General features: G+C 73.6%; 17 protein-coding genes. 4 read left to right on the forward strand and 13 right to left on the reverse strand.

Translation table 11 applies throughout. From position 1 onward, the window contains the following. Positions 1 to 369 precede the first annotated feature (369 nt). Both BS80_RS19535 and BS80_RS40895 read left to right on the forward strand, forming a co-directional pair. Positions 370 to 1,677, forward strand: a complete 1,308-nt coding sequence (locus BS80_RS19535) for an ATP-grasp domain-containing protein (RefSeq protein ID WP_051966800.1) — start codon at positions 370 to 372, stop codon at positions 1,675 to 1,677. Between the two features lie 107 nt (positions 1,678 to 1,784). Beyond that, on the forward strand, positions 1,785 to 1,943 hold the full coding sequence (locus BS80_RS40895) for a hypothetical protein (protein ID WP_157536390.1): 159 nt from the start codon (positions 1,785 to 1,787) through the stop codon (positions 1,941 to 1,943). Between the two features lie 12 nt (positions 1,944 to 1,955). On the opposite strand, the gene BS80_RS19540 is transcribed toward BS80_RS40895, so the two are convergent. From BS80_RS19540 to BS80_RS19600, 13 genes are all read right to left on the reverse strand, one after another. Further along, positions 1,956 to 4,967 (reverse strand): AfsR/SARP family transcriptional regulator, encoded by a 3,012-nt coding sequence (locus BS80_RS19540; protein ID WP_051966801.1) that lies wholly within the window; start codon positions 4,965 to 4,967, stop codon positions 1,956 to 1,958. A gap of 109 nt (positions 4,968 to 5,076) precedes the next feature. Then, the gene (locus BS80_RS37860) at positions 5,077 to 5,583 is read right to left on the reverse strand and encodes a pyridoxamine 5'-phosphate oxidase family protein (protein WP_051966802.1); all 507 of its coding nucleotides are present in this window, start codon (positions 5,581 to 5,583) and stop codon (positions 5,077 to 5,079) included. Between the two features lie 23 nt (positions 5,584 to 5,606). Further along, complete coding sequence (locus BS80_RS19550; protein WP_051966803.1) at positions 5,607 to 6,878, reverse strand: MFS transporter; 1,272 nt, start codon at positions 6,876 to 6,878, stop codon at positions 5,607 to 5,609. A gap of 58 nt (positions 6,879 to 6,936) precedes the next feature. After that, complete coding sequence (locus tag BS80_RS19555; RefSeq protein ID WP_035799118.1) at positions 6,937 to 7,854, reverse strand: helix-turn-helix domain-containing protein; 918 nt, start codon at positions 7,852 to 7,854, stop codon at positions 6,937 to 6,939. A gap of 110 nt (positions 7,855 to 7,964) precedes the next feature. Next, a complete protein-coding gene (locus BS80_RS19560; protein ID WP_035801957.1) occupies positions 7,965 to 9,734 on the reverse strand; it encodes a S9 family peptidase in 1,770 nt (589 codons plus the stop codon). Continuing rightward, positions 9,731 to 10,909, reverse strand: coding sequence for a pyridoxal phosphate-dependent aminotransferase (locus BS80_RS19565; protein ID WP_035799120.1), 1,179 nt, complete (start codon positions 10,907 to 10,909; stop codon positions 9,731 to 9,733). Before BS80_RS19565 ends, BS80_RS19560 begins: the two co-directional genes overlap by 4 nt. Beyond that, positions 10,906 to 13,650 (reverse strand): class III lanthionine synthetase LanKC N-terminal domain-containing protein, encoded by a 2,745-nt coding sequence (locus BS80_RS19570; RefSeq protein WP_035799123.1) that lies wholly within the window; start codon positions 13,648 to 13,650, stop codon positions 10,906 to 10,908. Before BS80_RS19570 ends, BS80_RS19565 begins: the two co-directional genes overlap by 4 nt. Before the next feature lie 6 nt (positions 13,651 to 13,656). Next, positions 13,657 to 14,946 carry a M16 family metallopeptidase gene (locus tag BS80_RS19575; protein ID WP_035799126.1) on the reverse strand — a complete coding sequence of 430 codons (1,290 nt, stop codon included), beginning with the start codon at positions 14,944 to 14,946 and terminating at the stop codon, positions 13,657 to 13,659. After that, positions 14,943 to 15,533: an NADPH-dependent FMN reductase gene (locus BS80_RS19580; protein WP_083974924.1), complete on the reverse strand. Its 591-nt coding sequence runs from the start codon at positions 15,531 to 15,533 to the stop codon at positions 14,943 to 14,945. Before BS80_RS19580 ends, BS80_RS19575 begins: the two co-directional genes overlap by 4 nt. Beyond that, the gene (locus BS80_RS39485; protein WP_035799128.1) at positions 15,524 to 16,474 is read right to left on the reverse strand and encodes an NAD-dependent epimerase/dehydratase family protein; all 951 of its coding nucleotides are present in this window, start codon (positions 16,472 to 16,474) and stop codon (positions 15,524 to 15,526) included. The genes BS80_RS19580 and BS80_RS39485 overlap by 10 nt, the downstream gene beginning before the upstream one ends. Continuing rightward, positions 16,471 to 17,226 (reverse strand): O-methyltransferase, encoded by a 756-nt coding sequence (locus BS80_RS40900; RefSeq protein WP_035799130.1) that lies wholly within the window; start codon positions 17,224 to 17,226, stop codon positions 16,471 to 16,473. Before BS80_RS40900 ends, BS80_RS39485 begins: the two co-directional genes overlap by 4 nt. Continuing rightward, complete coding sequence (locus BS80_RS37865) at positions 17,219 to 17,785, reverse strand: NADPH-dependent FMN reductase (protein WP_051966806.1); 567 nt, start codon at positions 17,783 to 17,785, stop codon at positions 17,219 to 17,221. The genes BS80_RS40900 and BS80_RS37865 overlap by 8 nt, the downstream gene beginning before the upstream one ends. After that, entirely contained in the window at positions 17,782 to 19,698 is a 1,917-nt protein-coding gene (locus BS80_RS19600; RefSeq protein ID WP_035799133.1) for a hypothetical protein, read from the reverse strand. The genes BS80_RS37865 and BS80_RS19600 overlap by 4 nt, the downstream gene beginning before the upstream one ends. A gap of 643 nt (positions 19,699 to 20,341) precedes the next feature. On the opposite strand from BS80_RS19600, the gene BS80_RS19605 reads away from it, so the two are divergent. Next, positions 20,342 to 21,037, forward strand: a complete 696-nt coding sequence (locus tag BS80_RS19605) for a WXG100 family type VII secretion target (RefSeq protein WP_232246534.1) — start codon at positions 20,342 to 20,344, stop codon at positions 21,035 to 21,037. Continuing rightward, positions 21,034 to 24,882, forward strand: a complete 3,849-nt coding sequence (locus BS80_RS19610) for a polymorphic toxin type 28 domain-containing protein (protein ID WP_051966807.1) — start codon at positions 21,034 to 21,036, stop codon at positions 24,880 to 24,882. The genes BS80_RS19605 and BS80_RS19610 overlap by 4 nt, the downstream gene beginning before the upstream one ends. Positions 24,883 to 24,942: the final 60 nt, after the last annotated feature.

Consider the following 24,942-nt stretch of genomic DNA (forward strand, 5'->3'; position numbering starts at 1 on the left):
GGATGATCGCCGGCAGGGTCGGGCGCGGACAAGGGACTCCCCCCAGGAGTAAAGAGCGCAAAGATGCGGTACTTCACGCCGGCATGGCGGAAGCGGCCGGGCCGCCGCGCGTACATCGGCCGTAGTACCAGTCAGCTGAAATTATGAGAGATCACCGCTCTCGCCAACAACGCGGCAATCCACGCGACTCCCCCATTGCTTCACCAAACGGACACGCTGTGATCGAACCGCAACCGGGAGGCAGTCACCGCCCGCGATCCGGACACCCACCGAACGCGTCAGCCAGGAAAAGGAGTTGACACTCATCCCGGTGGGAGGAATGCATCGGGAACGGAACAGCGCCGGGAACCGCCATGATGAGGACCTGTCATGGCATCCGCTGCCCGCTTCCCCCTCACCCCCCGCCCGAGGCCGACCGTGATCCCGACACCCACCGTGCTCCTGCTGGGGGCTACCGACGAGGCCGTCCGCACAGCCAAGCAGCTCGGGCTGCGGACGCTCCTGGTGGAACAACCGCACGAGGCCGCCGAAGTGCGGTGCACTGCGGCAGACGCGGTTCGCTTCGTCGACTACCGCGACTGGGGCCGCCTGAAACCGGTGGTCCGCGAACTGCACGCCTGGGCAGGCCTCTCGGCCGCCGTGTCGCTCACCGGTGCCGGACTGGAGAACGCGGGCCGGATCAACGACCTGTTCCGCCTGGGAGGCACCGGATACGCCGTCGCCCACCGGATGCGCGACAGGCGCGAGACGCACCGGCAGCTCGTCGGCGCCGGCGCTCTCCTGCCGGGTGCCGCGCCCCTGGCGGAGCGGGACGACCTGGACGCCTTTGGCGCACGGTACGGCTACCCGTACGTCGTGCGGCCCCGTGTCGGACCCGCTGCGGACTTCCTGCGGGTGGACGGCCCGCAGGCCGCCGAGCGCGTGTGGCGAGAGGTGTGCGAACGTGGCGCCCGGGACTTCCTGATGGAGGAATACCTCGACGGACCGGAGTTCGGCGTCGCGTCGTTCAGCTTCGCCGGACGCCACGTCGTCGTGGCGATCACCGAGACGTTCCTCTCGCCGAACCACTTCACCGCACTGGGCCACGCTGTGCCGGCCCGGCTCAACGCCCGCGACGAGCAGCAGATACGCGCCGCAGTCGTCCGCTTCCTGGACCTCGTCGGATTCGAGGACGGCGTCTGCCACACCGCGGTCCGGCTCACCGCCCGCGGCACAACCGTGACCGACAGTCAGAACCCGCAGAACGAGGAGCTCCTGCACGAGCTGGTGCACGCGGCCTACGGCGTCGATCTCGTGGCCCACGCCCTCGGTCGCCCGTTCCGCCTGCTGGAGGAACTGCCGGGTGACCTCCACGCGTACGCCGGGGCCTGTGCCCGCGCGGTGGTCGGCGGGCCGGGAGTGGTGGAGTCGGTGCGGGCGGACTCGCTACGAGCCGGGTACGACGGCGTGCTCCGGGTGCACCTCACCGTCCGGCCCGGCGACCGGCTCCGAGGGCACGAGGAGGCCGGGCAGCGGCTGGGCGTCGTCGCGGTCACCGGACCTGACACCAGTTCGGCCGTCCGGCGAGCCGCGCAGGCGATCCGCGACGGCGTCCGCGTCGATGTGCGCGACGCCGGTCAGGTGCTCAGGGCGGCGGTCGAGGCCGTCCCGGAGCCCTGGGGCTGCTTCCGGGCGTAAGGCCCGTCCGGCAGTCGATGTTCCCGGACCTGCTGCGGAAGGGTCCGGGAACATCGACTGCGAGCGTGAGCGCGTCCGAACGACCCGCTCACCTGGAAGGATTCGCCTTGCGCCGCCTCGCCCCCGCTCTGCTGATCGCTGTTCTCGCCGTGCTGGTGGCGTGCACGGACGCGGCAACCGCCACGGTTGCTCCGCACTCCCGTGCCGTCAGCGTGCCCCTGGGGGACGACCCGAGCAACGAAGGCACGGCCGTCTCGGGACTCTGAGCAGGACGGGCCTCAGAGGCGGCGCCGACAACAGCGTTGCGTTCCGATCTGCTCGAACAACCGGTCCGCCGCCCGTCGGTGCACGGCTGACGTCTCGGCATCGCCCAGCGAGTGCAGCGCCGCTGACATGCCGTCGAGCGCGACGGCCTGCCCATGGCGGTCCCCGGCGGCCAGACCCAGGGCCCGGGTGTGGTGTTCGAGCGACTCGCGGCGGCGCCCCAGGCCGTGCAGAGCGGCCCCGACGATGTTCTCGATCGTCGCCTCCCGCCTGTTGGACCGCTCCCGCCCCTCGCGGACCGCCAGCCGGATCTGGGCATCGGCCTGGTCGGTTTCCCCGAGCCGTTGCAGGGCCAGTGCCTTGCGGGCCGCGGCGAGTCGGCCCAGCGACGGCGTTCCGAGCCGCTCGCAGAGCGGCTCGGCCGTCGAGAGGTAGTCCACGCAAGCCTGCCAGCTGTCCTCCCCCGCGCAGGATCCGGCGAGGTCCAGGAGGGATACCACCTCGCTCTTCACGTCCCCCAGCTGTCGCGCTATCGCCAGTGCGGTCTCGGCGAACCAGCGGGCCTCGTCGTGACGGCAGAGCATGTTGCTGGACTCGGTGGCATAGGTCAGCGTCAGCGCCTCCTCCCGCAGGTCGGACAGCTCCCGGTGGACCTCCAGGGCGCTCTTCAACCGCACGAGCGCCGTGGCCGGATCGCCGGCGGCGTTGTGGAACAGGCCGAGTCGGGTGAGGCACCGGGCCTCACCGGGCCGGTCGCCGTTGGCGGCGGCGATCGCCAGCGCCTCCTCCAGGAGGGCGATGCCCTCCGTGTAGTCGCCGCCCGCCCAGTAGGCGAGTGCGTGGTTCGTCAGGCTCAGCCGCAGCAGCCCGGGGACGCCCAGGCGCTTGGCCGCACGGACCGACACCTCGCCCACGGCGAAGGACTCGCTGTAGTAGTCCTGGAGTCGGAGGTAGGCACTGAGGGTGCGGGTGAGCAGGGCGGCCTGCTGGTCGAAACCCTCCGCCTCGGCCGTGTGCACGCCGGCGACGAGGTTGCGCCAGACCTGGCGGAACCAGTGCAATGCCGCGTCGGCGGTGTCGATCCCGGCGGGCTCCGGAACCGTCTCGGGTCGGCCCAGCCGGTATCGGGCCCGTCCCGGGAAGAGCACGTCCCCGGCGGCTTCGGCGGCCACGACGTAGTAGTCCAGCAGGCGTTGGACGGCCGCCCGGTCCTCCCGCGCCGTCTGCGCGGTGCACAGGGTCGCCGCGAAGTTCCGGACGAGGTCGTGGAAGGTGTACCGGCCGCGCTCGTGCTGCTGGAGCAGGTGCACGTCGAGCAGCAGCTCCAGGGTCCGCTCTGCCTGCAGCACCGAGCTGCCGAGCAGCGCGGCGGCGGACCGCACGTCCAGGTCGCCACCGGGGTGGATGCCCAGCAACCGGAACGCCCGCTGGTGCTCACGCCGCAGCGCCACGTAGGAGAGCTGGAGATTCGCGCTCACACTGCGCTCGCCGGAGCTCAACTCCTCCAGCGGGGTGGCCGCCTCGGTGAGCCGGTCCACCAGGTGCGCGAGATCCCAGTGCGCCCGATGACGCAGCCGCGCCGTGGCGATCCGCAGGGCGAGTGGAAGGCCGCCGCAGGCGCGGACCAGCGCGGCTGCGGCGGCGGACTCGGTGGAGGCCCAGGCCGAGCCCAGGACCTCGGCGATCAGGGCGGTCCCCTCGTCCTCGGTGAGCGGGGCGAGCGAGAGCGGCTCCGCGCCGTCCAGGTCCCGCAGCCTGGTCCTGCTGGTCACCAGGACCAGGCAGCCGGGCGAGGCGGGCAGCAGTGGCCGTACCTGGGCGCTGTTCGCCGCGTTGTCGAGGATCACCAGGAGTCGCCGGTCGGCGCTGACGCTGCGCCAGGTGAGCATCCGGCCGTCGAGATCCTCGGGGATGCGGTCGCCGGGGATCCCCATGCAGCGGAGCAGGACGTCCAGCACCTGGCCCGGCGCCTCCGCCTGGTGGGCCGGGGTGAACCCGTGCAGATCCGCGTAGAGGTGTCCGTCGGGGTACTCGTCCGCGAGCAGGTGCCCCGCGCGGACGACCAGCGCGCTCTTCCCGACGCCCCCCATGCCGTCGACCGCGACGATCCGCGGTCCGTGCCCGGACGGACATCGGGCCAGCCGCAGGATGCGTTCGAGCTCCGGGGCGCGGCCGCTGAAGTCCTCCAGGTCGTAGGGGAGGGTGGCCGGAGTCGGCCTGGGCAGGCCGGAGTCGGCGGCCGGGGCCGCCGCCGGGCCCTCGGAGTCCGCCAGTTCGGGATCTCCGCGCAGGATGGCTTCGTGGAGTCGGCAGAGCCGCGGGCTCGGGTCCACGGCGAGTTCCGCCGCCAGGAGCTCGCGGACCCGTCCGAACTCCTCGATGGCCTCGGCCTGGCGTCCCGTCCGGTACAGGGCGAGCATCAGCAGGCCCCGCAGGTTCTCGTCGTAGGCGTCCCGCTCGACCGCGTCGCGCAGATCCGACACGATCGCCGCAGCCCCGCCGAGGGACAGCCGCAGGGCGTAGAGCTCGCCCAGCGCGGCCGTCCGCTGTTCGTCCAGCGAGCGGGCGGCCGCCTGGACGACCCGGCCCCCTTCGCCGGCCAGCACGTCCCCGCGCCACAGCGCCAGCGCCTCCTGGAGCAGCTCGACGGCCTGCTGCCCGTCGCCGCGGGCCGAGGCCTCGCGGGAGCGTCCGAGCAGGGAGCGGAAGCGGACCGCGTCGACCTGGTCGTCGTCGACGGCGATGCGGTACCCCGGGCCGTCCGTCAGGAGCAGTGCGGGACCGCCCGGGATGCGCTCGCGCAGCTCCGCCACGCTCTTGCGCACCCGGTGCGGGGCGGTCTCGGGCGGATTCTCCTCCCAGACCGCCTCCACCAGCCTGCTGACCGGGACGACCCGGCCCGCCTCCAACAGGAGGGCGGCCAGCAGGCGTTCGGCTTTGGGACCGCCCAGCCGCACCCGCTCTCCGCCGAACCACGCCTCGATCGAGCCCAGGATGTTGAACGAGGCTCTGGATGTTCCAACCACGACTGATCTCCCCCGACCTGCACAGATGGCTTGGTCGCGGATCTTAACTCGCACTGCGGGCTCGGGTTCCGGGGTTTTCGCCCCGCGGTGCCGCGGCCGGCAGGCCGGATCAGCCCGGATACCCCTGGGGATCACGGGCGTAGCTGAACAGCAGGTCGGCCTCGATCCGGATGAACACCCCGCGGCCCCAGCTGCTGACCCTGGTCCCCCGCGCCGCGAACTGCACGTCCTCCAGGGCCTCGAAGTCAGCATGCCCCGGCTCGACCAGCACACCGCTGCCGTGCACGATCAGGGCGAACCCGGCGTCGTCGAACAGGCTCAGGCTCAGCGCGGGACGCGCTGCGAGATTGCGTGCCCGGTTGGAGTCCGCGCTCGTCGGGACGTGCAGCCGGCCCCGGTGGAACAGGACGCCCACCGGCGCGCAGCGCGGCTCGCCCTTGGCGGTCGTGGTCGCCAGTACGGCGGTGAACACCCCCGCGCACCGGCGCACCAGCTGAGCGGCCGTCAGCGACTGCTCGGGGAGCCCGAAGGAGGCGCGCATCGCCGGTGAGGCACGACGGGCACTCTCGTCGATCAGCTGCTGAAGCACCGCCAGGTCCTGCGGACTCTGTTCCATCGGACCATCGTATCCGGCCTCCCTCATGAGGCAGTTGGGGCCGGGACGGGAGACGGCGACCCCTGCGCGCCGTCGTCCTGCACAGGGTCCGCGCGCATCCCCCGGACGGTCGGCAGCAGGCAGACCAGCGCGCTGGGCAGGGACACCAGGGCGACGCCGATGAGCAGGACACCGCCCTGTCCAGCGGCCTGCTCGGCCGGACCGACCAGCGCGTAGCCCAGCGGCATGGTGGTCAGGCTGAGCAACGTGTCATAGGACGAGATCCGGGACAGGACGTGCCCGGGGATCGTGCGCTGAAGGGTGGCCGTCCACAGCGCGTTGAGCATCACCACACCGCCGTTGGACGCCGCCGCGGCCACAGCCACCAGCGGCGCGGCCAGGCCCAGCCGGAGCGCGAGCAGCGGCAGGACTCCCAGGGTGAGGGCCAGGTTCCCCACCACCAGGGGCCGTTTCGGACGCCAGCGCAACGCGACGACCCCCGCGCTGAGCGAGCCCGCCGACATGCCGGCGGCCACCACGCCCCAGGCGGCCGACCCACCGAGGTGCTGCTTGGCGAGCACCGGGCCGAGCACGAAGAAGGCGGCCATGCCCAGGTTCCACGCGGCGTGCGCGACGAGGTTGAGCGACAGCCAGCGCCGCTGGGTCACCTCGCGCCAGCCCTGGACCAGATCGGTGCCGAAGGTCCGGCCGCGCTGCCCACGCGCCTGTGTGGCGGGGATCCGCATCAGCATGGTGGCGTTGACCGCGAAGGTCGCCGCGTCGATGCCGTAGACCAGGCCCGCGCCCGCCTTGGCGAGCAGCAGTCCCGCGACCGCGGGGCCGACGATCATGCAGCTGCTGCGGGTGAGCGACTGCAGGGCGGCCGCCGACTGGAACAGCGACCGGTCCTTGACCAGGGCCGGGATGAGTCCGGCCGAGGCGGGGGTGTAGAAACCCGCGGCGGTCCCGTAGAGCGCCCCGCCGATGGAGAGCGCCAGCGGGGTGGCGTGGCCCGAGGCGGCCACCGCCGCCAGGCACAGCTGGACCGCGCAGCGCACGCTGTCCGCCGCCGCCATCTGCGCCCGGCGCGACACCCGGTCCGCCGTCACGCCGCCGAGCAGCGAGGCCAGGACGCGGAACAGCATGCCCGTCCCCAGCACCACACCCAGCCCGCCGACTCCGCTGCCCTGGTTCAGCAGCGCGAACGTGGTCACGATGCCGACCATGCCGTCGCCGAACGAGGAGATCATCTGGCCGGTCCAGAAGAGCCGGAACGGGCGCACCCGCAGGACTCGGACGTCGTTGCGCAAGGTCATCGTGCGGGCTCCGAAGCGGGAAGGGGGACAACGGGACGGCAGGCGGCCTACGACCGGCCTACGACGGTCCGATCCAGCCGTTCTGCATCGCGCGGATCCCGGCCTGGAACCGGCTGTCCGTGCCCAGGAAGTCCAGGAGTTCGGAAATGATCCGGCTCACCGTGCGGCGCGAGACACCGAGCGCGCGTCCGATCCGGTCGTCCTTGGCGCCCTCGGCCATCATCCGCAGCGCGACCCGCTGGACGTCCGTCAGCTCCGCGTCGGGGCTCAGCCGCCGGGCCGGGGGCGCGCCGTCCGGACAGTTGGCGTTCTGCCAGCAGAGCTCGTAGAAGGCGAGACACGCGCTGACCAGCGGCGCGGACCGGACCAGTACCAGACCGCCGCCCTCCTCGGCCGCGTTCTCGGGCAGCAGCATGCTCGAGCCGTCGATCACGACGAGTCGCAGCGGCACATCCGCGGCGTACCGGCACTGGACGCCCATCTCGGCGGCCTCCCTGAGGTAGCGACGCAGCCTGGTGGTGCTGCGGAAGCTCTCCGGGTAGATCACGCGGACCGAGACGCCGCGCTGCAGCAGGCCCCGGGCCCGGTCCAGCGACGCCGCCAGCTCCTCGGCGGACGGGGCCGCGCCCGGGCGCATGGACAGCACCGCGGTCCGGGCGGTGGTGACCAGCTCGGCCACCTGGGCGGTGTCCACCAGGGGATCGACCGGACCGGTGCCGGCGGACGGCTGCTCCAGCACCTCGCGGAACTGGGTCGCCAGCTGGTCCAGGGCCTGCTGGCAGGCGGCCGACGCCGCCAGCGAGGCCTGCACCTGGTCGCGCTGGGTGTGCAGCAGCCGCTCCAGCGCGTCGGCGACGGACGCGGTGCCGCCGTGGCCGGGCGGCGTGCCGGGACCGGACGGGCCGGTGCGGGCCGGGTGGGCGACACGGCCGTGCGAACCGGCACCACGGGAAAGATCAACTCTGGTCAACGGCATGCGCACTCCTCGGTCCCGGCGGTCGGTGAGCGCCCCCCGCTCGTTTCGATGGTCAGCGAGCCCGTTCCCGAGCAGTTCCGCACGAGTTCCCCTGCGGTCCGCCGACCGCCTCAGGCAGGACAGTGCCGGCGGACGAAGGCGAGCTGGCGTTCCATCCGGGCCACCTGGGCGGCCGTCCGCCGCTCCTCGTGGCCGCCGGCGTACCGGTCGAGCTCCACGTGGCCGCCCGCCGCGCGGACCCGCTCCGCGTAGTCCTCGATCTGCGCCGGCGGGCAGCGGCGGTCCAGGCTGCCGGCCATCAGGAGCAGCGGCGCGCGCACGCGGTCGGCCCAGGTGATCGGCGAGGCCTCGCGATAGCGGTGCGGGACCTGCTCGGGAGTACCGCCGAACAGCGTGCGGTCCAGGGCTCTCAGCCGGTCCGTCTGCTCGGCGTAGGCCGCGGTGAAGTCCGCGACCGGCGCCACGGCGAACCCGGCCGCCCATACCTCCGGTTCGCGGCCGACCGCCAGAAGGGCCAGGAATCCGCCCCAGGACGAGCCGCCGACCACCAGCCGGCCGGGCGCGACGCGCCCTCGGGCGCAGAGGGCCTCCCGCACGGCGGCGACGTCCTCCAGCTCCGGCGTCCCCACCTGCGGGCGGGCGGCGTCCTGCCAGCGCCGCCCGTAGCCCGTGGAACCGCGGTAGTTGACCCGGACCACGGTGTAGCCGTGGTCCACCCAGGCCGACACCAGCGGGTTGTAGCTGTCGGTGTCGTGCAGGGCCGGACCGCCGTGCAACAGGAAGACCGCGGCTCCCGGCTCCCGGCGCGGCTCGGCCGGGGCGCTGAGCAGCGCGTGCACCTCACCGCCGGGGCCGTCCACCCTGATGTCCTCGACCGGGACGCCCGGTGGGCGGCGGGGACCGCCGTAGAGCAGTCCGTCCCGGGTGGAGCGGACTTCGGACGGGCAGCGGGCGGAGGACCACAGGTACTCCACGCTCCCGTCGGGCCGGGCGGTGGCGTCGCGAACCAGGCCCGGGGGAGTCGGGACGGCACGGACCCGGCCGTCCAGGCCCACCACAGCCAGCCGGCTCCGCCCCTCCCGGGCGTGGCACACCAGCACCCCCGAGGCGTCGGGCAGCCACTCGGCCCGCAGGTCGCCGGGCAGGCCGTGCTCGATCTCCCGCACGGTGTCGGCCGCGACGTCCCAGAGCAGGAGCCGGTGGGCGCCCTCCTCCTCGCGCTGCAGCAGCAGCCGGGTCGCACCCGGGCGGGGCTCGAAACCCAGCGGGTGGACGGCCGCGGTGCGGGTCGCCGCCCGGCAGGCGAGCACGGCGCCGTCGGCCGGGTCGAGGATCCGCAGGTCCGGGCGGCGGGGGCCGAGGTCGCCGACATCGGTGACCGCCAGCAGCGACCCGTCCGGTGCGAGCGCGGCCAACTGCCGGTCACCGGGCCAGGACCAGCACGCGGGACCGGCTCGACCCGTTCGGGTGCGCACCCGGGTCCGGCCGTCGGCGGCGATCGCCAGGGCGTAGCCGTCGTCCGCCAGGACCAGGCCGGCGGACTGGCCGACCGGGCCGACCGGTTCGGCCGCACTGTTCCCCGGCTCGACGGACGGCTCCGGCTCGAAGGGTTGGCGCGACCACTGGCCGAGCCCACCGCCGGTCGGATCGGCGAACCACCACACCTGGCCACCGGCCGGTTCGATCGCGTACCGGACGGTCCCCCGGGGCTGATCGGTGATCCGCCGCCGCGCACCGTCGGCACGGTCCCAGGTGTGCACCTCGGGCTTGCCCTCGTGGTCGGCCAGCAGCACGGCCCGGCTCGGCAACAGGCGGGCGTACCTGGGCAGCTGGAGCCGACCGGTACCGAAACGCTCGCGCCACCGGTCGTCGCCGATCACGGCTGCACGGCGACAGCGGCGGACGGCGCCGGGGACGGCGCCGCTCCGGGACCGGGACGGCCCTCGCCCGGCCAGCCCGCAGCCGCCCACCGGCTGAAGCGTTCGGCCGCGGCGGTGAGTTGAACGGTCGGGGCGGCGAAGCTGATCCTCACCCGGTCGCCGCAGTCCGGACCGAAGTCGCGTCCGGGAGCGACCAGGACGCGACAGTGCTCCGACGCGGCGCGAGTCCAACTCAGGCCGTCCAGACCGCTGCCGGCCACGTCCAGCCACAGGAAGCAGCCCGCCGAGGGGAGTTCGACCGACAGTCCGGCCGCGGAGAGCGCACCGGCGAGCAGGTCCCGGCCGGCGCGCAGCACGCCCCGGTGTTCCTCGGGGTAGTCTCCGGCGCCGTGCAGGACCGCGAGGGCGCACAGTTGGGACACCGCGGGCGTCGACATCCCGACCCCCCAATGAGCGCGGCTGATCCGGGCGGCCAGTTCGGCCCGGGCGTGCAGGTAGCCGACGCGCATGCCGGTCATCGCGTAGGCCTTGGAGAAGCTGAACACCGACACGATCCGGTCGGCCACCGGGCCGGCGGCCGCGGCCGGCGAGACGTGCGGCGCGTCGAAGCACAGCTCCTCGTACACCTCGTCGCTGACGGCGGTGAGCCCCGGATGCGCGTCGAGCAGCGCGTACAGCCGCGGGTACCAGGCCGGGTCCGCGATCGTTCCGGTGGGGTTGGACGGGTAGTTCCACAGCAGCACGCGGGCGTCCCCCGCCAGGGCTTCGAGCCGCGCCCAGTCGGGCGCGGCGTCCTGCCCCCGGCCCACGGGGTAGTCGACGACGACCAGCCCGAGGGTGCGGCAGGCAGCCCGGTAGGCCGGATAGCCGGGCGCCGGCACGAGCACCCGGTCGCCCGGCGCGCACAGGGCGGCCAGGGTGGCGTAGATGCCCTGGCTGGCGCCGGTGGTCACGACGACCTCGCCCGGCCGCGCCGCGATCCGGTTCGACCGGGTCAACTTCTCTGCCAGTGACTCCCGCAGAGCGCCGAACCCCGACGCCGGGGCGTAGCCGAACGAGGTCCGCTCCGCGGCCCGGCGCAGCGCCACCCGGACGGCGGCCGGCGCCGGATGCCCGGGATCCCCGAGGGCCAGATCGACGACCCGCGGGCCGGTGGTGGTCGTGGTGGTGGTCATGGCGTCCTTTCCTCCTGCCGGAAACAGCTTTTGTCCTGAGGTGTCCTGACGGCTCGACCGGGAGCCGCGGCCGGCGGCCACGGCCGGGGGTCCCACAACCCGGGGCCGCCCTCGACAAGTCGCAGCAGCAGCCAGAGCGGGCCGCACACGCCGTCGCCGAGGGCGTGTCCGACGTCCTGGCCCGAGTCGTCGGGGAGCAGCAGGCGGCCGTCCCGGACGTTGGCGCGCGCCGCGAACTCACCGACCAGCGGTGCGACGGCGGTCCAGCGGTCGAACAGTCCCGCCGCGCCCGTCGGGTCTGCGGCAGCCGGCTCGCGCGCGTCCAGCAGGAACTCCGCCCAGCCCGCGACGCCGCCGGCGAGCCCCAACGGCGCCGCGGTGCACCAGCCTTGCGGGAGGGAGCAGAGGCGGGCGAGCGCGTCCGCCGTCCCGGGCAGTCCTCGGTGGGCGGCCCGGGCGAGGACCTGCCCGCGTCCGGTCAGACCGGTGTCGTACGCCAGGTCGGGGACGCCGTCAACGCGCGCCGTGCCCAGCTCCTGCGCCATGGCGGCCACGGCCGCGCGCGCCGCGCGCCGGGCCGGCCGGTGGTCCAGCGCCGCACCCGCCTCCAGGAGGAACAGGGTCGTCGCGGTCGAATCGGCCGTGGGCACCGTCGGCGTCGCCGCCAGCGTCGAGGCGCAGTCCCGCGCCGCCCGCGCCATGACGGCCGAGCCGGTCGCCAGGTACAGCCGCAGCTGCAGCAGGCCCAACCCCGCCAGCGCGCGCGGGGCGGGCTCCGGATGGGTGGCCTCCCGGGGCGGGAGGACGGCACGGGCCAGGCAGCGACGCCGCATGTCGTCGTCGTCCAGCGCCTCGGCCGCCTCCCACAGTGCCCAGAGCACGCCGGCCTCGCCGGTCCTCAGCCCCAGGTCGGGGCCGGAACCGAGCAGGCCCACGGCGTCGTGCCGCTCCACGTCGCGGGCCAGCAGCGCCACGGCCGCGCGCAGGTCCGCCGGATCCGCCCGGCCCGACCGGTCGGCGTGGCGCAGCGCTCGGGCGAGCAGCAGCAGCGGGCCGGCGATGCCGTGCTGGAGGCCGCGCGGATCGCGCCGACGGCGGTGCGGGGCGGTCAGCCGCAGCGCCTGCGGCCCCCCGTCGAGGACGGCCATGACCAGGTCCGCGAGGCCGTCGTGGAGCAGCACCGACAGTCCCGCGATCGCGCGGGCGGGGTGCGACGGCGCCTCGATCGGCTGCGGCGAGGACGGCTGCGGGGAGGACGGCTGCGGGGAGGCCCGGCGCGGCGAGGCCGGCCGCAGCACGGGCGCCTTCTGCGGTCGCAGCGCCGGATCGCCGGTCATGAGCCTCGCCACCGGGCCGGCCGCCGCGGCGGCGAAGCCGGACTCGTCCGGGACGCGGGCCAGCTGGGCGCCGAGCAGCTCGGCGGCGGGCGTCAGACCGCTGAGGGCGTGCGGGTCCCGGCCGCTGGCCAGCAGGAAGAGCAGTCCGCCGAGCGCATGGAGGTCGGCCGAGGGGCCGGGGGCCGGTCCGCGCAGCGGGGCGTGAACCTGTTCCGGGGCGGCGTAGCCCCGGGTGTACTCCCGGTAGACGCTGTCGTCCGGCCGGGCGGCCAGCTCCAGGTCGACCAGTCGGGCCCGGCCCAGCTCGTCGACGACGACGTTGCCCGGCGACAGGTCGCGCAGCGTCCAGCCCAGCTCGTGGACGGCGTCGACCGCCTTGCCGAGCGACCGGGCGACCGGGAACGCCAGCGGTCCGCAGCCGCGTCCGGGGCGCCACCGGGTGCGTACCCAGTCGGCCAGGCTGACTCCCGGCAGGCGTTCCTGGACGAGCAGGAGCGCCTCGCCCAGCTCGACCAGGTCCACCAGGGCGGGCACCGCGCCGGTGGGGCCGAGCGCTCGCAGCGCCTGGGCCTCGTGCCGCAGCACGTCACGCGCGTCGGTGCCGAAGGCGGTGGCGCCGATGTGCGGGCGCACGTGCTTGACGACCACGACCGCACCGGTTTGCTGGTCCAGCGCCGTGAACACGCCTCCGCGGGACGAGCGTTGCAGGACTCCGGTCACCCGGAAACGCCCGGCCAGCAGAAGACCGTCCCGCGTGGCCCGACCCGAGCTCGCGCCCGGCCGGGTCGGGACGACGGGCCGGGGCAGTTCGGGAGCCCAGGCCGGCGGTGCGTACCCGTGCCGGGGGTCGGGGACGCGCCGCCCGTCCGGAGCGGTCAGGACGGAGACCAGCCCACCCCGGTCGTCGAGCCGGTGCTCGCTGCGGACGGCGCCGTAGCGGTAGTAGACCGGGCTGTCCGGTGCCCACCGGGCGTCGGAGGAGACGCCAGGCCCGGGCATCCCGGCCGTCGCCTCGGCCAACTTCTCGGCCAGCAGCGCGCACTGCCGGGGATCGGCCGGATAGGCCGTCAGGAACTTCCCGACTCCGCTCTCCTCGTAGCGCGCCGAGACCACCTGGTGCAGGACCGCCTGGTCCGCCGCGAACTTGAACGTCACGCGCGCCCGGCGCAACACCGGCAGGCACGCGGCCAGGGTGCGGGCCGCGTGCGTCGGGACGGTGGAGACGTGCAACTTCCACCCCTGCTCGGGCAGGACCGCCCCCGGGGGCCGCGCATGGCACCAGAACCCGTCGTCGCGCAGCGTCCAGCCCGATCCGCTGAGCCGCTCGCGCATGTCGGCGGACAGCACGGCCGACCGCGCGGGGCCGAGCAGCTCGCGCCACTCGTCAAGTCGGTCGTCCGGCACGGCGGATCACCTCTCCACGTGCCAGGGTCCCGGCAGTTCGTCGCGGTCGAGCAGCGGAAGGTGGCAGTCCTGGGGTCCGACCACCACGGCCCTGGCCAACTCCGGACGCAGTTCGCGGCGGGCCACCGTCACCACGTCGGAGGCGCTGATATCGCCCCACAGGGCGAACAGCTCCTCCTCGGGCTGGGGGGCACCGCGTCGCAGCACCTCGTTCCCGGTGACCAGGCAGCGGCCCTCGGCCGTCTCCCGGTCCCTGACGTGGATACCGCGGTTGACCGCGACGGCCCGGGCGAGCTCCTCGGCGGACGGCGGCTCGGCCAGGGCCCGACCGAGCAGGTCGTGGACCGCGTCGAAGGCCTTCGCCAGGTCCTCGGGCAGGCAGCTGAAGAGCACCAGGAGCGCACCCGTCGCCGCGTGCAACTCCAGGACGGTCCTGGCCTGGTACGACAGGCCCAGCCGGTTGCGGAGCAGTTCGCCCAGCCGGCTGCCCGGCATGCCGCCCACGATGGAGTGGAACAGCCGCAGGGCATAGATGTCCCGGTTGCCGAGGCGGTAGGAGGGTCCGGGGACGGCGAGCGCGGCCAGCACCGTCCGGCCGGGGACGGCGAGCACGGTGTGCCCGCGCGGGCCGTACGCCCGCGGGTGGGGACCGGGGGGCGGCGGGACGGGAGCCGCCGACAGCGGGAGATGGCGCTGGACGGTCCGCTCGATGCCGGGATCCTCCCGAGGACTGTCCACCAGGAGGGTCAGTCGGCCGGGACCGGCCGAGTCGGCCGCGAATCCGGCAATCGACTCCCGGTCCAGGCCGTCGAGTTGCTCGGCGACGCCCAGCGCCGGCAGCCCGAAGCGGCCGTCGCCGTGCAGCGCCCGAGTCACCAACTGGCGCAGGCGCCGGGACCTGTTGTCCGCGAAAAGCCTCAACTCGTTGCGGATCGCCGTGCGTTGGGCAGCCAGCTCGGCCGGATCCCAGCCGGGCCGGGTGTAGCAGGTCAACAGCAGGTCCACGGCCTCCCGCAGCGTCTCGTCGGGACCGCTGAGCCGGAAGTACGAGTACTCGGCGGCCGTTCGCGCATCCATCGTGCAGCCCAACGCCGAGACCGCCGCGGCGATCCGCCCGGCGGTCGGGTGCGGCCCGGCGCCCGCGAAGAAGGCGTGCTCGTACAGGTGGGCGAGACCGGAGGCGCCGACGGGGTCGGACCAGGAGCCCGCGCTCAGGTAGACCATGGCACTGGCCGACCGCCCGCGTCCCGGGCTCTGCCGCACCAGCGTGGCACCCGCCGTCGGCGCGGCGGTCACCGCCGGGCCAGCTTGCCGACAGCTCCGACGAGACCGTCCACCCGGATCCGCATGGCGTCCGAACCGAGCTGTACGGCGCCCGACTCCTGCGTGCGGTAGTCCCCCGGCGTGGTGACGGCCTGCTCGGGCACGCAGAGCCCGTACAGGCCGCGCACCACGATGCGCAGGTGGTCGCAGGCCTGGACGGCGGTCAGCTTGGGTCCGTGCGCGAGCAGACCGACGGACTTGCCGGTGAACTCGGTCATGGACAGGGAGTCCAGGGCGTTCTTCAGCACTCCGGAGTAGGAGTTGTGGTAGACGGGCGTGGCGAGCAGAAAGGCGTCGGCGCGACGGGCCGCCGCGACCAGCCGTTGCACGGTCGGATCCGGGTTGGCCGCCGGATCGCGGTGGTAGGCGGGGTCGGCGATCGGCAGCGCGTCCTTTCCGAGGTCCCAGAGCACGGGGCGGTGGCCCGCGGTGAGCACCGACTCGGCGGCGTAGCGGGTCAGCGCACCGGTGTATCCGTCGCTGCGGATGCTTCCGGACAGGATCAGGACGTCCACCGGTCGGGCGGCTGGGGCGGTGCTCGGTACCTGGCTCACTGCCATGGTCCCCTCTCTCGTATGCGCGCCGCCCAGTCGGCCAGCCCGCGGGCCAGCTCGAACCGGGCGGTGAACCCCAGCTGGTCCGCGGCGACGCGGGTGTCCAACTGCCAGGGTGTCGGCTTCTGTTGGTCCTGATCATGCTCGACGTCCGGGCCGCCCAGCGAACCGAACGCCTCGGCCACCTCCGCGGCGGACAGCGGCCGGCCGGTGCCCAGGTTGGCGACGGTCGGACCGTCGGGCGGTGCGGTGGCGAGCGCGACGAGGCCCCGGGCCGCGTCGTCGGCGTACAGGTACTCGCGGCCGGACAGCCCCGCGCCCACCCGCACCGGCCGGCCCGTCAGCTGGCGCGCCAGGAGGATCATCAGCCGTCCGGCCAGCTGCCCGCCATCGGGACGCGCACCCGGTCCGTAGACCCCGCAGAGCCTGGCGATCCGGGGCACGGTGGCGGTCCCGGCGCTCTGCCCCAGCACAGTGGCCTCCGCGGCGGCCTTCGCGGCGCCGTACGGGGTGCGCGGGCGGCAGGGCCAGGACTCCGGCACCGGCGTGATATCCGGGCTGCCGTACACGGCGAGGCTGGAGGCCAGCACCAGCCGCGGCACCTCCTCGGCGACGCAGGCCTCCGTCAGGTGCGCGGTCGCGCGGACGGTGTCCACCACCAGGTCGGTGGCGGCACCGGCCCGGCCGTCGGCCCGCAGGCGTCCGGCGGTGTGCACGACCAGCGCCGGCCCGAGCTCGGCGACCGCCGCCCGGGTACCTGCGCGGTCACCGAGGTCCAGTGCACGCGCCGCGCAGCCCACCTGTCGCGCGACCGCGGCGGCCCGGGCGGCGTCCAGGTCGGCACAGGTCACCTCGGCGCCCCGGCGGACGAGTTCGGCCGCGGTGGCCGTCCCCACCAGCCCGGCACCGACCACCAGGACCCGGCGCCCCGCCACCGCCGTGCTCACGGTCGCGCCCCGGTCGGAGCGGTTCCCCAGCGGGTGATCTCGATTCCGCAGACGTCCACCGGCAGGCTCGTGGAGGCCTCGGCGCCGAGGTCCAGCAGCCTGGCGGCGTAGTCCCGCAGGTCCCACTGGAAGACCGGGTGGCGGACGTCGTGCGCGAGTACGAGGGCGCCAGGCGCCAGGTTCGGCGCCCAGCGCTCCACCAGCCGGGCGTATCCGGCCTTGCGGGCTCCCGGTTCGTCGATGTCGACGAGCACGAGGTCCCAGGGGCCGAGGTGGGCGAAGTCCGCGGCGGCGTAGGCGTCGGCCCGCACGACGACGGCGGCCGGGCCGAAGCCGGCCCGGCGCAGATTGCCCTCGGCCGTCACCAGCGCATCGGCGTCCACGTCCAGTCCCACCGCGTGGGTGCCCTGGTAGGAGGCGGTCGGACCGAAGCCGGGAGCGGTGACCCAGCCCAGCAGGTTTCCGGCGTAGCAGCCGAGGACAGCGACCCGCTGCGGCCGGTGGATCGTCGCGACGGCGTACAGCAGCCGCGCGGCCAGCGGCGTGAGGTGGGTGTCCGGGATCTCGAACGCGTCGTACAGCAGCGGGCGCAGCCGGTGGTAGCCCTCCCACAGGCCCTCCGGCGCCGTCGGCAGGACGCCCGCCCGCACGCAGTGCTCGACCATCCGCTGGGCCAGCAGATCGGTCTGGGCGATGGTCAGCTGCGGCCGGGCCCGGTCCGCGACGGCGCCGGGGACCGCCGGATCAGCCACCGTTCACCCGCGCCGCGTACCGGCCGAGCTCGCGCACCGAGCTGACCACCGCCGCCATGTTGGGCACCTGGCGCGGATTGCCGATGACCACCTCGGTGGGGGGCACGGTGGCGCCCATGGCGGTCAGCACCTGGCGGAGCTGGGCCGCACCGAGGTAGGCGGAGGAGTGGTCCGCCCCGACCACCAGCAGGATCACCGTCCGGCCCGCGAGCGGGAGGAAGCGGTCCGGCACCGGGTCGTAGTTGGCGCCGCCGAGCACGTTCAGGAGGTTGATCACCGGTCCGGAGATCGAGTTCCAGTAAGCCGGGGCGGAGAGCACCACGACATCGCTCTCGTCCAGCGTGCGCCGCACCAGCTCGAGGTCCGGGCTGCCGTACTGCTCGCAGGTGCGCCCGTCGAACTGCGGGACGTCGAGCTCCCGCAGGTCGAGCTGCTCCCACTCGGCGCCCTCGTCCTGGAGTCCCGCCTGAACCGCGAGGAGCAGCTTGCGGGTGGCCGAGGGGCGGTCGATCCCCGGACCGGGCTTGCGGCTGCCGCACAGCAGCGCGACGCGCTTCACGCGGCACCCCGGACGGCCTGCGGGCGCTCGGTGGTGCCGACGCCGGAGAGAAAGCGGTTCAGGTCCATACCGGGACGTCCTTCGAGGTCGACGGTGGAAATGTACGAGGGAAGCTTCGAGGAGGGGACCAGCAGCTCGGCGCCGGCCTCGTGCAGCGCCGCCGCCCCGGCCGCGGCATCACCCCTGCCGACCGCGCCGACCGCCTGCGGGAACCAGCGGGCCGCGGCGTCGAGCAGGTGCCGGTCGCGTTCGAGACCGCCCAGCACCGTGGACCACAGCAGTCCGGCGAGCTGCTCCCGGTAGGCGTCCTCGTCCCGCAGCCAGCGCGCCAGCCTGGCGCCCTCCCGGTAGACGGTGAAGGCCTCGTCGTGACGGCCGCGCTTGTGCTCCACGTACCCGAGCGCGGAGAGCATCCGCTCCAGATAGAACGGGTCGCGCAGGTGCTCCGCGAGGCCGATCCCCTGGCGCAGCGACTCGGCCGCACCGTCCAGGTCCCCGTTGCGCAGCCTGAGCAGGCCGATGGCGTAGTGGTACAGCGCGCCGTAGTCCGCGCGGGCGGCCTTGCGCAGGACCGCGGAGACGGAGGTGAGGAAGTGCTGGGCCTGGTCCGGCCGGCCGGTGATCTCCATCAGGAACGACAGGTTGTAGCCGAGGTTGTAGCGCAGATAGAAGGCGCTCATCCCGGGCAGGCCCTTGACGGTCGCGAAGGCCTCCAGCTCCTCCCGGTACGCCTCGGCGAACCGGGCCTCCCGCACGGCGACGTCGGTGGCGCGACGGCCCTCCATCGCGGCGACCAGCGCCAGTCCGTTGCCGACCCAGGCGCGCTCCACCAGGACGTCCACGTTCGGGTCGACGACCTCCGCCAGCGCGGCGCGGGCCTCGGCGTAGAGCGAACGGGCCCGGACCAGGTCGTAGTTGCGCTTGGTGGCGATCAGCGCGAGCAGGTAGTACAGGTGCGCCTTCACCTCGGGCCGGCCGGTCATCGACACGGCCTCGTCGAGCAGCGTCTCGGCACCGGCGATGTCGCCCTCCTGCGCGGCGCAGATCGCCTCCAGCCGCCTGAGCTGCACCCGGGTGGCGGCGTCCTCCTCCGGATCCGTCCCGAAGGTGTCCATGGCCAGGGCGGTGGCGATGAGGAGCCGGACCCGCTCGAAGTTCTGCAGCGCGAGCGAGTCGCCCACCAGGCGCAGCAGGCTCGGCATTCCAGCCGCGATCGCGCGCCCCACGACGGTGGAGGCCTCCGCCGCCCCGGGCTCGGTCCACCGGCCGCCGTCGGCGACCGGCGCGTCGTCGGGAGCGGGGTGGACGACGACCCCGCTGCGGGCCGCGATGTTCGAGAAGAAGGTGGCGCGCAGCCGGTCGATGATCCGGGCGACGGGCGCGTCGGAGCGGTGACGGCGCATCCGGCCGCGGACCGTCAGCCGGCCGGCGCCGGACGGCGAGATCAGCGCGGCGCGGTACAGCACCCGCAGGGAGGGGCGGTCCCAGCTGTCGAGTCGGTCCACCTCCAGCACCAGGCGGGAGCTCTCACCGATCAGCAGGGCGCAGTTGGCGACCAGGCGGGCCGCCTCGTCGATCCACAGCGAGCTGGTGTGCGACTCACGGCTGATCCGGCGGGTGGTGCCCAGTGCCGCGGCCTCGGACATCGGAACCAGCCGCCCGATCTGGTCGCGGTGTCCGGGCGCCGACAGCAGGTCGAGCACCCGGCTGTGGCGTTCGCGGAAGTCGGCGTACACCTCGGCCGACACGGCCGCCTCGACCAGCGGGAGAAGGGCGTTCAGCAGCACGTCCGTTCCCGACAGGTTCTCGAACCCGGCGGCCGGCGCGAGCACGGTGACCACCAGGTCGCCCGCCGCGAACCCCGCCTGCGACAGGCACGAGACCGTGTCGTGCGGCGCACCGCAGAGCAGCATGACCTGATCGGCCGGAGCCCATTCAAGAGTGGAGTCAGCGTGCCACGGCGGAACGCCGCCCGGAGTTACCTCATCCATCGCCGTCCGCCTCCTGTCCGGGTCCCACCCTGTATTCCCATGACTCCGTTGCTTTCCTGCACCGGGGACCACAACGGCCCGGATTACCGGAGGTGCCGGCCCCGGGAGAGTTCCCGAGGCCGGCACCCTCGATCCTCAGCCGGCACTAGGCACGGCTCGGACCGCGATTTACCACTCGGCGGTGCCGCGGGCCAGCTCGTACTCGCGCTCGCCCATGCCGCCGTCGACCTCGCTGTCGAAGGAGGCGAGAACCTCCTCGAGCGCTGCGGTCAGCTCGTTGTCAGACATGTGAATCAACCCCTTTCCAAAGGTGTCCAGTTCAGTACCGTTCCGGTGTCCCGGTGGCACACCAGGAGCTTTTCGCACGCCGCCCGGGGCGGCAATGGAGTCGGATTGGCGCATGGACGTCGTGGCTCACCGAAGCCAACCCCGGCACGTAGCGGTTCTGCGGAGGAACTCTGGAACTGCTGTTCCCTGTCAGCGTCGTGCGCTACCTTCGCGTGGTCGCGCAGAGGAGTGGACGGGGGTCACTGTGGCGATCGAGCTACCTGGCGAAGTTGTGTCGATGCTTCAGTTCATCGGGGTGAACTGGCCGAACGTGAACGAGGACAAGGTCCGCGAACTCGCCACACACATACGCGAGTTCGCGGACAATGTGGACGGGACGCACCAGAAGGCCACCGGGACGGTCAGTGCGATGGCCGCCGACTACCAGGGCGGTTCCTACGAGGCGCTGGTGTCGACCTGGGCGCACCTGTCGTCCAGCCACATGAGCGAGCTGGTCGACGCCTGCCACACGGTGGCGACCGCGTTGGACGCGGCCGCCGGTGTGATCGTCGCGATGAAGATGCAGGCCATCGGCGAACTCGGCGCGCTGGCGGTGACGTTCCTGGCCGACCAGGCCGCGGCAGTGGCGACCTTCGGTCTGGCGGAGGCCGGCATGGCCCTGATCGTCGAGGGCGCGGAGCAGATCACCGACTACCTCGAACAGCAGCTGGAGCAGTACGTCATCGGCCAGGTGATCGAGGCCGCGATCACGCCGCTGGTCGCCGTGGTCGCCAAGGCCGTCAACGGGCTCGCGTTCTCGGCGGTGTCGGGGATCCTGGGCGTCTCGGGCAGTGCGGGGGCGGGCGGTTCTGGGTTCAAGATCGACCCGGCCGCGCTGGAGGACCACGCGGAGACGATGAACGGGCACGCACAGGAGGTGGCCGGGCACGCCGAAGCGCTGCGCGGCAAGCTGGCAGGGGTGGACTTCACATGAGCAACCAGATCGTCAAAGCGCTGGAGGACGGCGCCAAGAAGCTCGGCAAAGCCCTCGCGGAGGACGCCGGCAAGACGGTCAAGGACTTCTACCACTCGGCCGGCAGCAAACTGAAGACAGTGGCGAAGAACACCGCCGAGACCGACGCCAAGCACGAAGCCGAACTCAAGAAGATCCTGGAGGACGGCAAGAAGGACGCCCCGCACGAACCCCACCTGCCCGGCGAGGGCGGCGGCCGTGGCGGCAAGGGCGGGGACGGCGAGGGCGGTTCGGGTTCGGGTCGCAAGCAGGCCGACAACCCACGCGAGGCCGGCCGCAAGGACGACGCGGTCTGCGAGGGCGGCGAACCCGTCGACATGGCCACCGGGCGGATGTTCATCGACCAGGTCGACGCCTCGCTGCCCGGCTCGCTGCCGCTGCTGTTCACCCGCAACTTCGAGTCCGGCTACCAGGCCGGGCGGTGGATGGGCCCGCGGTGGGTCTGCACCTTCGACGAACGCCTGGAGATCGACGCCGAGGGCGTCGTTCACATCGGCGCCGACCGCCGCACCCAGGCCTACCCCCACCCGCAGCCGGACGACGCCGTCCAGGCGAGCGCCGGGGTGCGCCGCGACCTGGAACTCGCGCCGGGCGGCTATGCGCTCACCGACACATCCACCGGCCTGGTACGGGAGTTCACCGTCGCCGCGGGCGGCCGCGAGGCCCTGCTCACCCGGGTCCGGGACCGCTTCGGACGCCACTACGACCTCGCCTACGACGACCACGGCACCCCGCTCGGCATCACCCACAGCGGCGGCTACCGCCTCCTCGTCACCGTGGACGGCAGGCGGATCACCGCCCTGCGCCTGGCCGGTGGCGGCGAGGACGGCCACGACGTCCTGCTGGTGCGCTACGGCTACACCGACGGCCACCTGACCTCGGTCTACAACTCGTCCGGGAAACCGCTGCGGTTCGCCAACGACGCCACCGGGCGCATCCTCTCCTGGACCGACCGCAACAGCAGCCACTACCGTTACAGCTACGACCAGTTGGACCGGGTGGTGGACGAGGGCGGCCTCGACGGCGCGCTCAGCTTCCGCTTCAGCTACGGCGAGCCCGACCCCGTGACGGCCGTCCGGGTCCACACCGAGACCAACGCGCTGGGCCACACGACGACCTACCACGTCAACGAGCACGCCCAGATCGTCGCCAGGATCGACGCGTTGGGGAACACCACCCGCTTCGAGCGGGACGCCTACGACCGCCTGCTGGTCGAGACCGACCCGCTGGGCCGCAGCACCCACTACACGTACGACGGCGCCGGCGACCTCGTCTCGCTCACCCGCGCCGACGGCGAGACGGCCACCGCCGAGTACCTCGGCGTCCTCGGCCTGCCGACGGTGATCGTCGAACCGGGCGGCGCCGCCTGGCGGCAGACGTACGACGAAGCCGGTCGACGCACCTCCCTGACCGACCCGCTCGGCGCCACCACCCGCTACGGCTACGACGAGTACGGCCACCTCGCCGCCGTCACCGACCCGCTGGGGAACACCGTCCGGCTCCGCTGCGACGCCGCCGGCCTGCCCGTCGAGATCACCGATGCCACCGGCACCACCACCCGCTTCACCCGCGACCGCTTCGGCCGTACCGCCGCCGTCACCGACCCGCTCGGGTCGACCGTTCGGTTCGGCTGGACCACCGAGGGCCGGCTCGCCTCCCGCACCACCGCCGACGGCGCCACCGAGACCTGGACGTACGACGGCGAGGGCAACTGCCTGACCCACACCGACCAGCTCGGCCGCACCACCGCCCTGGAGTACACCCACTTCGAGACGCTGGCCGCCCGGACCTCGCCCACCGGCGCCCGCATCGCCTTCACCCACGACGCGAACATGCAGCTCACCGCGGTCACCGACGCCCTCGGCCGGCAGTGGACGTACCGGTACGACGCGGCCGGCCGGCTGACCGGCGAGACCGACTTCCAGGGCCGCACCCTCGGCTACGAGCTCGACGCGGCCGGCCAGGTCATCGCGCTGACGAACCCGCTGGGACAGACCGTCCGGCAGACCTACGACCTGCTGGGCCGCGCGGTCGGCCGCGACGCCGACGGCCGTACCACCAGCTACGCGTACGACCTGGCGGGGCGGCTCGTCCGGGCGACCAACGCCGACGCGGACGTGATCCGCTCCTTCGACGCCCTCGGCAACCTGCTCAGCGAGAGCGTCAACGGCCGCGCCCTCACCCTCACCCACGACGCCGGCGGTCGCCGGACCGGTCGGCGCACGCCCAGCGGCCACACCAGCTCCTGGAGCTACGACCCGTCCGGCCGGCCCACCCAACTCGCCACCTCCAGCGGCGCGTTCGACTTCGCCTACGACCTGGCCGGACGGGAGGAGCAACGCACCGTCGACGGCTCCCTCACCCTCGTCAGCAGCTGGGACAGCCTTCACCGGCTCACCGGCCACACCCTGCGCGCAGCGTCCGCCGTCGTCCAGCAGCGCGGCTACAGCTACCGCGCGGACGGCCACCTCACCGGCGTCGACGACCGGCTCGCCGGACAGCGCACCTTCGAACTCGACCCGACCGGACGCGTCACCGCCGTGCACGCCGCCGGCTGGAGCGAGCGGTACGCCTACGACCAGGCGGGCAACCTGACCAGCGCCGACTGGCCCGCCACCGGCGCGACCGAGGCGGCCCGCGGCGACCGGACCTACACCGGCACCCAGCTCACCACTGCCGGCCGGGTCCGCTACGAGTACGACGACGCGGGGCGGGTGACCTTGCGTCAGGTCACCCGGCTCTCCCGCAAGCCCGACAGCTGGCGCTACACCTGGGACGCCGAGGACCGGCTCACCGAGGTCACCACTCCCGACGGCACCCGCTGGCGCTACCTCTACGACCCGTTCGCCCGGCGCATCGCCAAACACCGCCTGGCGGCCGACGCGGTCACCGTCGAGGAGCGGACCGAGTTCACCTGGGACGGGTTCACCCTCGCCGAACAGACCACGCACGCCCCCTACCTCCCCGGCCCGCACACCCTCAGCTGGGACCACCAGGGCCTGCAACCGCTGGCCCAGACCGAGACCATCACGGCACAGGAACAGGTCGACCGCCGGTTCTTCGCCATCGTCACCGACCTGGTCGGCACGCCCACCGAACTCGTCGACCCGGCCACCGCCACCATCGCCTGGCGCGCCACGCCCACGCTCTGGGGACACACCAGCTGGCCGTCCGACAGCAGCACCTACACCCCGCTGCGCTTCCCCGGCCAGTACTTCGACCCCGAAACCCGGCTGCACTACAACGTCAACCGGTACTACGACCCCGAGACCGCCCGCTACACCGCCCCCGACCCGCTCGGCCTGGTCCCGCACCCCAACCCCGACACGTACGTCCACAACCCGCACACCTGGGCGGACCCGCTCGGCCTGTCACCGCACCCGGCGACGCCCGAGGGAGCTCCGGAGGAGGCGCCGCCCGGCATCTCCGAGGAAGCGCAGCAGGCGATCACGAAGTATCACAACCTGATGCGTGACCCGATCGGCGAGGCGAACGCCCAAGCCGGGCACAACCACTACTCCGCGGCCCGCCAGGAGGCCGCCGGCATCGTGGTGGCGCGCAAGAAGGACGGCCGGCCCTACTCGCACATCTCCGACCTCCAGCAGGCCCGCGACGGCATGAAGGGCGTCGCCAAGACCCTCGGCCGGCAACTGATCAAGGGCGGAGATCTCAGCGAGGAGGACCGGAGCATGCTCGCCGGCTACGTCAGGGCCAGCAACCGCCAGGCCGGGCGGCTCAGCAGCTTCCTGCACGGGATCGGACACGGCACGACGCCTCCGTATCATGAGTGGCCGCCGGGATCGTGACGCGCGGGCAGGATCGTCGGTGCGGGCAGGATCGTCGGTGCGGGCAGGACCATCGGCGCG

Origin of the sequence: Kitasatospora mediocidica KCTC 9733 (assembly GCF_000744225.1) — a bacterium.
In the GTDB taxonomy this organism is placed as follows: Bacteria; Actinomycetota; Actinomycetes; order Streptomycetales; family Streptomycetaceae; genus Kitasatospora; species Kitasatospora mediocidica.

What these genes read in the sequence shown, in the direction of transcription:
- BS80_RS19555 (WP_035799118.1), bottom strand. Translation starts at nt 7,854, where the DNA reads ATGCCGTTGACCAGAGTTGATCTTTCCCGTGGTGCCGGTTCGCACGGC.
- BS80_RS19535 (WP_051966800.1), top strand. Translation starts at nt 370, where the DNA reads ATGGCATCCGCTGCCCGCTTCCCCCTCACCCCCCGCCCGAGGCCGACC.
- BS80_RS19550 (WP_051966803.1), bottom strand. Translation starts at nt 6,878, where the DNA reads ATGACCTTGCGCAACGACGTCCGAGTCCTGCGGGTGCGCCCGTTCCGG.
- BS80_RS19600 (WP_035799133.1), bottom strand. Translation starts at nt 19,698, where the DNA reads ATGCTGCTCTGCGGTGCGCCGCACGACACGGTCTCGTGCCTGTCGCAG.
- BS80_RS19605 (WP_232246534.1), top strand. Translation starts at nt 20,342, where the DNA reads ATGCTTCAGTTCATCGGGGTGAACTGGCCGAACGTGAACGAGGACAAG.
- BS80_RS19565 (WP_035799120.1), bottom strand. Translation starts at nt 10,909, where the DNA reads ATGACCACCACCACGACCACCACCGGCCCGCGGGTCGTCGATCTGGCC.
- BS80_RS19580 (WP_083974924.1), bottom strand. Translation starts at nt 15,533, where the DNA reads ATGGCAGTGAGCCAGGTACCGAGCACCGCCCCAGCCGCCCGACCGGTG.
- BS80_RS19610 (WP_051966807.1), top strand. Translation starts at nt 21,034, where the DNA reads ATGAGCAACCAGATCGTCAAAGCGCTGGAGGACGGCGCCAAGAAGCTC.
- BS80_RS37860 (WP_051966802.1), bottom strand. Translation starts at nt 5,583, where the DNA reads ATGGAACAGAGTCCGCAGGACCTGGCGGTGCTTCAGCAGCTGATCGAC.